An 8104-nucleotide genomic window follows, 5' to 3' on the forward strand; every position below is an offset into this window, starting at 1 on the left:
AGAAAGGTCGACAATGTTGCCACAAATACAGCACTTCCTAGCGGGTATCGTGAACTTGGTTCTGTTAGTGCAGCTGCGAATGTCACCGGAGGTTTACCGAACGGTTTTAGAAGGGTAGTGGCACCAAACGGTGATGTGAGTATCTTAGGCCCAAGCGGCAAAGTATACACACCAAGCAATCGAGTGGATGTAAATGGCAATGCAGTTTATACGAACGGAAACCAAAATTATGTAATTGGGAACAGTTCGACACAGCAGATCTCTGGGTCATCCACTTTCTCAACCAATCCACTATGGACCTCTACAAGCAAACTTGACTCTGTCGGTAATGCTTCCGGACATTGGACAAAACATGGTGCCGAGTTTCCGGAATATTCTAACGCCACACAATATGTTCAGGGCGCGCAAGGTTTCTTGCGGAACCCTCCTGCTGGAACGCTCACTTCAACACGGGCTAATGGTGATGTGGTTAGGTATAATCCTTCAACCAATACATTTGGTGTTATGACTTCTGATGGCACGCCGCGAACGATGTTTAGGCCCAGCCCATCACAGCACGGTTACCCGTCAAATTTGGACTATTTCTATGCACAATGATCCAACCAATTTTTGTCGAGTTTGTGGATTGAAACAGCATGTACCGCAATATGGTGAGACTGGTGATTGCCCAACTTACGAATTTTGTGACTGTTGCGGGGTTGAGTTTGGGTACCAGGACACAGCCATTGAGAGCGCAAAGGTGTTTCGAGAGCAATGGTTGGCGGCAGGTTATCGTTGGCATGTTCCAGAAATAAAGCCGAATAACTGGGATGTTCATGAGCAACTGTTGCAAGTACCTGAGGCATTCCAATAGAAACCTTTAACGATCATCCGACTTTCAAGTTTCTGCGAGACATCGTCAGCTTGATCGCTGTACTGCTGTTCTCAGCTAAGAGTGTGGTGGCGATGCCAATGATGCCAGCAGCATCACCATCAAGCCGAGTTTTTCCCACATCAAGAGGCGGTCATAGCTGAACACATGGATGTTCACTTTGCAGCACGCGCCCCGCCGTCGGCCGCGCGAAATGTTGCGTTCACAGGCGCTGTTGTTGCTGAGCATGGCAACGGTATCATCATGTATGGGCATGAAACCCGCGTGGCCAGCTAGGGGTCTGATCCGGTAAGGGGCAGAATAGTACGTTAAGCCAGATTGGTTAACGTTTTGGCCACCTGTACTCGCCGGTCAGGAGAATATGCGCCCATCCCAGCGGCGAGATGTGTGATAGAAGCTCCGGGGGGCAATCTCGACCGTCATCCATTCTTGCTGTGACTGCGCGTCCAAGATGATCCGTATTCCAATAGATGATGATCGCAGCCAATAGGTTCAGGCCCGCCATCCTATAGTGTTGGCCTTCAGCAGTGCGGTCGCGGATTTCACCTTGCCTGCCGATGCGCAGAGCGTTTTTGAGGGCGTGATGCGCTTCACCTTTGTTCAAACCGATCTGGGCACGGCGCTGCATGTCGGTGTCCAGCAACCATTCGATAATGAACAGGATGCGCTCGATGCGACCGATCTCCCGCAGCGCTACTGCAAGTTCATGCTGACGCGGGTATGATGCGAACTTCTTCAGCAGTTGGCTGGGTGGCATGATCCCTGCTGCCATCGTCGCAACGGCGCGTAGAATATCCCGCCAATTCTGGACGATCAGATTTTCACGGACCTTAGCGCCGATCAGGCCACGAAGCTCTTTGGGGGTTGTTGCAGGATCGAACATATACAGGCGTTTGGATGGCAGATCCCGGATGCGCGGGATGAACCGATAGCCCAGCAGGGCCGAAACGGCGAAGACATGATCCGTGAATCCGCCGGTGTCGGCATATTGCTCTTTGATCCGCTTGCCCGTTTCGTTCATGAGCAGGCCATCGAGGATGTAGGGCGCTTCACTCACTGTCGCCGGAATGTTCTGGGTGGCGAATGGCCCGAACTGGTCGGATACGTGGGTATAGGCTTTCAGTCCCGGTTCATTGCCGTATTTTGCATTGATCAGGTTCATCGCCTCGCCCTGACGCGTCGCCGGGAAGAACTGTCCATCACTGGATGCGGTTGTGCCTGCGCCCCAGAACTTCGCCATCGGTAATGTGGATTGTGCGTCAATGACTGTGGCCAATGCCCGGTTGATAGCCTCGCTTTCGATGTGCCAGCGAGACAGACGTGACAGTTGGAGGTAGTCATGGGTGTTGCTGGCTTCGGCCATCTTGCTCAGGCCGAGATTCAGCCCTTCCGCCAGCAGAACGTTCAGCAGCCCGATCCTGTCTTTACAGGGCGCGCCTGTCCGCAGATGTGTAAAGGCGTCTGAGAATCCAATGATCTCATCCACTTCCAGAAGCAGATCGGTGATGCGGATATCTGGAAGCTGCCGATAGAGATCAAGGACGAGCTTCTCCGCCTCATCAGGTACGGCGGTGGTCAGTCGCTCGATCTTCAGTGTGCCGTTGTCGATAGACCCACCGGGGATAGCCCCGTGCCTGGCAGCACGCGCCAAACGGTTCAGGCCGTCGGTGATCCGCACCTTTCGATCCGAAAGCCAGGTGACCGGATCAAGAGGCATTGTTAATCTGGAGATGGCGGGAACGGCACAAGCGCCTGCTTCAAATCAGCGTAGCGCTTTGAATGGCTCAGCCAGATATCTCCGGAACGGAAGGCATCGCGCAGATGAAACAGCACTGCGACCTCCCAGAGGCGATGGTCATTCTCCGGCTGGGCTTTGAGGTGTCGGTGCCATTTCGAGTTTTTGCGCAGAAAATCTGTTGGTTTTGCCCGGTCGATTTTTCCGCCAATAGCTTCAACGGCATTCACCAAGGGAATAGCGACCGGGGCGGCCTTGATATCCAGCGCTTTCAACATGCGTGGGGCATAGCGCCGAAACCGGCGATGTCCTTGCACGACATGAGCAAGTGCGTCCGCAGCCATGGTGTTGGTTAATTGCGCCGATGTCGCGACCAGCTCTTCCAGGGGCCCCCATCCGGGTGCGTCCGAAACGGTGGTTTCGAGGGATACACCATCGCTATGTGCGGCAAGTAAGGCGGTCCCCAACTCGGTGAATGAGCGCAGGGTTTGTTGGACAGCGGCCTTTGCGTCATCAACGCGGATATCGCACAATCTCTTGGCGTCACGCCATGTCTTCCCAACGATCCGATCATGGGTTTCGACAACGGCATCAGCGATGGCCGCTTGCCATTCCACTACACAGACCGCCAGAATGGCCAGCCGCCGGTCACTGGAAATGTCCCGCAACCCGTCCGCAAAATACCGTTCACCCTGTCTGCGCAACCGGGCAATCCGATGAGGCGGCACCTCGTCCAGAGTTTCGGTCGGAATACCAAGTGCCTGCAAGAATTCCAGTCGATCCAGAAGGCGACTGGCACCGGCCGAGTTCTGTCCGACCTCAGACTGACGTAGCCAGACAAATCGGCTGACCCGCTCCTCGACCAGTTCCGTCAGTAATGAATCCAGTTGGGCTTGCATGGGTTCATTGAGACGCTCCGCAATACGGCTGTCGATCTTCCGCTCTGCGGCAACCAGGGCATCAGCGCAAAGCCGTTCGACAACAGAGACACCGGGCAGAATTGTTTGCGTCTGGCGGCATTTCTCCACGAGCCGCCGCGCCAAATCCAAATTTGACCGTGCTGTTTCCGCTTCCCATACCAACCATGTTTTCAGATCACGTGCCCCCTGACCCGAGAACATTTTGTAGCCGTAGATTTCTCGCAGATCGGCAAGGTGTTCGCGTCGTGTCTCGGCCCGGTGCGCGTAATCTGTCAAATCTTCAGGCGCTATGCCCAACTGTGCCGCCAGAAACTCGGTAATCTCGAATGGTATGAGTTCCCCTGGCCGCAATAACCGACCTGGATAGCGGAAGACGCAGAGTTGTAAGGCAAACCCAAATCGGTTGTGTGCCCAGCGACGGGATCGGATGTGTTCGATGTCATCATCGGCCAGCGTGTAGTGCCGCAACAAAGTTGCTTCATCGGTAGGAAGATCAAACAGCGCCGCCCGTTGCCGGTCGCTCAAAATCTGACGTCTTGGCAATTCTAATTCCTGTTTGATGGGCGGCGGGCCTGTCCGTAAGAGGATCGGTCAGCGGACAATTTCCCATCGCGACATCCCACCAACAAAACTGGCTCAAAGCGTGTCTCATATAGATGGTACGATAAAAATTGCAATGAAGGGGCCTTATTCGTACAGTTCGGCCATGAACACCACACTTATCGGATACGCCCGCTGCTCCACCGACAGCCAAGACCTAACCGCGCAGAAACAAGCGCTGGAAAATCTCGGCGTCGCACCGGATCGCATTTACACGGATCATGGCTTGACCGGCACCGATCGCGCTCGTCCTGGTCTGGATCAGGCCATTGCAGCTGTGCGGGAAGGTGACACGCTGGTTGTGCCTAAACTCGACCGGCTGGCCCGCTCAGTGCCGGATGCCCGCGCCATAGCTGATCAGCTCGAAGCCAAAGGCGTCAAGCTCGCTCTCGGCGCATCCGTCTATGATCCGACTGATCCTATGGGAAAGATGTTCTTCAACATCCTTGCCACCTTTGCAGAGTTCGAAGCGGATCTGATCCGCATACGGACCCGTGAAGGCATGGCCATTGCCCGTGCCAAGGGAAAGCTGCGTGGCAAACAACCCAAGCTGTCTGAGAAACAGCAACGCGAACTTTGCCGAATGCATGCCACCGGAGAATATTCCATCAGCGACCTGGCTGAGGTGTTTTCCGTGTCCCGCCCAACCGTCTACAGAACATTGAACAGGCATAAAGCCTGAACAATCTTTCACCATAGGAGTTCGCGAAGCGCTTGAACCAGTTCAGCTCACATTCAGCAAAACCACACGTTATTCTATCCGATCAGGTAATCCCCTGCCATTGTTCCACCAACGGTTCGGGTTGTCACTTTGAGGATCATAAGCAGCGCGACTTGCCCAATCCTCCCTGACAAATATCACTGGCTCTTCGTAGTGATGAGCATAGATGATGGCATCCATTACGTTTGACAGGATATCCAGGTCCCGCTCAACGGATATCTTCAATTCGACCATCGGGTAGGTTTCAGTCGCGCCCGCCTCAAACCCTTCCACATGCGTCGTTGTTGTCGAACCGGGCTCGGGCTGTGCAGTTTCTTTCCCAATAGCCGAAATGCTCGCATTGCGTTGATAACGGCCAAAGCTCAACGGATGAACTTTCATGACTTCATCCAGAATACGATCCGTATCTTCCGGCAATGTCTGAACCTCTATGGTCCACACGGGAACAAGCCCACCCGACTTGGCCTTGTATTCCGTCAAATCAATCATCTAAAAATCTCCCTGTTGTTTCGTATGGGGTTTGCTTTGTCGCCTCAGCTGTCGATGAAAAGGCCCTCATTTTTGATCTTTTGCAGCAAGCAGCACCGCGATGAGAACCAGTGCACCACCTGCGATGGTGCGAATAAGTGGAACTTCAGAGAGAACAAAGAACGCCAGAACCGGCGCCAGAGGAACTTCGAGTGTGCTCAAGAGCGCAGTCTGGCCTGACGGCACGCGCTTCGCTCCTTCGGCCAGGGTGACCGAGGCGATGGCGAAGACCAGACCAAATGCACTCAGGATCAGAATTTCGGATACCGGAATGCCGAATGGATTGCCCAAAACAAACGCAATCGGCACGAGCAGCAAAGACGACAGGGCTGACGGTCCTGCACCGGGTGTCGATGGAAACCTGCGATAAATCACCATTAGCACGGCCATGGCAACGGCCATTCCCAACGCAAGAAGATCACCGCGAAGGTTGATCTGCCCCAATGACCCCGAGACGATGATTGCGACACCCGCCAGTGCGAGCAGCGAACCGGCAACAACGGTTCTGGAGGCTTTTTCGCCAATCCAAATCCAGGCCAGAAGCGCCGCCAGCATCGGTGCCGCTGCATAAATCAAAGAAACGTTGGCGATTGTGGTCAGTTTGAAGGCGGCTATGAAAGCCGCAGTGCCAAGTGCACCCACGACGGCCACCGCGACGCCGCTAATCCCCATCTTCGGGAAATTGTCGCGGATCTGACCACGATGCCAAACCCATAATGTCGTAAATCCTGCCGAGAACACGCCCCGCCAGAAGATAATATCCCATGGTGCCGCCTTCACACCTTTGGAAAAAAGCCCAGCTGTGCTGAAGGTGATGGCGGAAACGACGACAAGCATGACGCCCAGCCCGTATTGAGAGCGTATTGCCTGCGCAGTCATTTCTCATGCCCCTTTTCAGCAATAGCCGTCCCATGGATGGCCTGCGCATCGGGCCGGTTCCAATACTTGTTTGGATTGTCTTCGTCGCCCGTATAGTTGGATCGTGTGCCCCAGCACTCACCAATGCGTATTGTCGGCTCTTCATGCACATGATTTGCGAAAATGATCGAAAGCGCCTGCTCAAGAAGTTGCTTATCCGGTACGATAGAAATCGTGATATCCACGACAGACACGGACTGAATCGTCTGCTCAGCCCCGGCATGTGACCCTTCCAAAGCGCGAAACTGTTGTTCCCCTGCCGCCGACACTTGCAGGCAGCGGTCATAATGCCCCTGCTTCAGATCAACACCCTTACGTAACGCTTCGAGCAAAGACTCTTTTCCCTGTACAGGCGTCTGGATCACCAGCACCCATTCCTTCTCCAGAAAGGCATCTTTCAAATCTACGTCATCCAACCCGATCATGTTTTTCCCTCTACTCGTTTTCTTTGGTCTAGCAGTTGACGAGAGAAACATGCTTCGGTTAATTCCGAAATATGCATGATGAACCTCCCATGTCGCGCGTGGGCGCTCTGATTGGTTCCCCGGCACGCGCATTGATACTGACAGAGCTCTTTGACGGTCGGGCGCTGACGGCTACTGAACTCGCCAGTGTTGCGAATGTTTCCCCCGCAACGGCGAGCGAACATCTGGGCCTTTTGTTGTCGGGTGGATTGGTGTCACGAGAGAAAAGCGGACGGCATAACTATTACCGCCTCGCTTCGCCCGAAATCGCAAACGCGCTTGAACAACTGGCCGTGCAAACAGCAAATATCGGCCCTGCGGTAAAATCCATCCGAAAGGCCCGAACGCCAATCCAGAATGCCCGAATGTGCTATGATCACATTGCCGGGCGTCTGGGGGTTTCGATTGCGGATGCTTTGGTGAAAAAAGGCGCCTTGATCGCGTTGGACACGGATTTTGAACTCACCCCAAAAGGTGAATCGTTGTTTGAGACATGGGGTATCAACCCTGCTGATCTGAAACAATCAAAACGTGTTTTCGCCCGGCAATGCCTGGATTGGAGCGAACGCCGCCATCATGTCTCCGGTGCTGTCGGGGCTGCTCTTGCCAATCTCGCGTTCGACAAAGGCTGGATAGCACGTGCAAAAGAACGACGGGTTCTGGTCGTCACACCGCTCGGACAACGAGAATTGAAGAGTCATCTCGGCATTGCATACGACCACGGTGAAACAACGGGTTAGTAACCAGTTGCTGCCTTAGCGTACTATCCTGCCCTCTACCGGAATAGACCCGCTGGAACACGCCGGACGGGCCTTCCAGCAGAGCGCGATTCCAGCTATGGATCATCGTGGGATGGACGCTAAATTGGCTCGCCGACTCAGCCAGAGTTCGCTCATCCTTCAAAGCCTCAAGCGCAACTTTCGCCTTGAAATCGGGAGAGTGATTCTTCCGTTTCGACATCTCTGATCTCCTCTTCGTCAAAGGTCAGCAGACAACAAATCGTTGCTTACGTCGGTGCCCGAAATTCAGAGCGTTGCTCAGTAATGTACAATACCACCCTTCGCTTGATACGCAGGGTGATTGGTTTTCAAGGCTTGCAATCAGCGAAACGTGACTGCAGGCGAAAGCGCCTTAATAGGCCAGAGAGATGGCCTTTGCCTGCATGAACAAACTATCAAAAGCCAATTGGGCACCAGTTGGCGTCTTAACGGACATCGCTTGTGTCAGGTTCCCCGAAGGGTTGCCCACAACAATAAGACCAACCATGCCCTTTTGGTAATGTGGCGTACACTTATAGCCGTAGACACCTTCAATTTTCAGCTGCAATTCAAACGTCTTGCGCAGCTT

The 8104-nt window shown here is 53.9% G+C and carries 7 protein-coding genes and 1 pseudogene; 3 read left to right on the top strand and 5 right to left on the bottom strand.

The features are described 5' to 3' along the window. Positions 1-597, top strand: a 597-nt coding sequence (locus RA27_RS24600; protein ID WP_206540014.1) for a hypothetical protein, incomplete at its 5' end; no start/stop codon positions are given. Positions 598-1193: 596 nt separating this feature from the next. Here RA27_RS24600 and RA27_RS22265 read toward each other — a convergent pair. Beyond that, positions 1194-4069: pseudogene (locus RA27_RS22265) on the bottom strand (Tn3 family transposase). Between the two features lie 163 nt (positions 4070-4232). Here RA27_RS22265 and RA27_RS22270 point away from each other — a divergent pair. Beyond that, on the top strand, positions 4233-4808 hold the full coding sequence (locus RA27_RS22270; protein WP_039544259.1) for a recombinase family protein: 576 nt from the start codon (positions 4233-4235) through the stop codon (positions 4806-4808). 69 nt (positions 4809-4877) lie between these two features. On the opposite strand, the gene RA27_RS22275 is transcribed toward RA27_RS22270, so the two are convergent. The 3 genes from RA27_RS22275 to RA27_RS22285 all read right to left on the bottom strand — a co-directional run bounded on the left by RA27_RS22275 (position 4878) and on the right by RA27_RS22285 (position 6718). Further along, positions 4878-5336, bottom strand: a complete 459-nt coding sequence (locus RA27_RS22275; RefSeq protein ID WP_241484134.1) for a hypothetical protein — start codon at positions 5334-5336, stop codon at positions 4878-4880. Positions 5337-5402: 66 nt separating this feature from the next. Further along, positions 5403-6254, bottom strand: a complete 852-nt coding sequence (locus tag RA27_RS22280; RefSeq protein ID WP_039544261.1) for a DMT family transporter — start codon at positions 6252-6254, stop codon at positions 5403-5405. Then, positions 6251-6718 carry a hypothetical protein gene (locus RA27_RS22285; protein ID WP_039544264.1) on the bottom strand — a complete coding sequence of 156 codons (468 nt, stop codon included), beginning with the start codon at positions 6716-6718 and terminating at the stop codon, positions 6251-6253. Before RA27_RS22285 ends, RA27_RS22280 begins: the two co-directional genes overlap by 4 nt. Positions 6719-7122: 404 nt before the next feature. Here RA27_RS22285 and RA27_RS24800 point away from each other — a divergent pair, with 404 nt between their 5' ends. Next, complete coding sequence (locus tag RA27_RS24800; RefSeq protein ID WP_241484135.1) at positions 7123-7497, top strand: hypothetical protein; 375 nt, start codon at positions 7123-7125, stop codon at positions 7495-7497. A 391-nt stretch (positions 7498-7888) separates the two neighbouring features. Here RA27_RS24800 and RA27_RS22295 read toward each other — a convergent pair. After that, the coding region (locus RA27_RS22295) for a plastocyanin/azurin family copper-binding protein (protein WP_039544269.1) at positions 7889-8104 on the bottom strand (216 nt) is incomplete at its 5' end.

The sequence above is a fragment of the Ruegeria sp. ANG-R genome (assembly GCF_000813985.1).
Classification (GTDB): Bacteria; Pseudomonadota; Alphaproteobacteria; order Rhodobacterales; family Rhodobacteraceae; genus Ruegeria.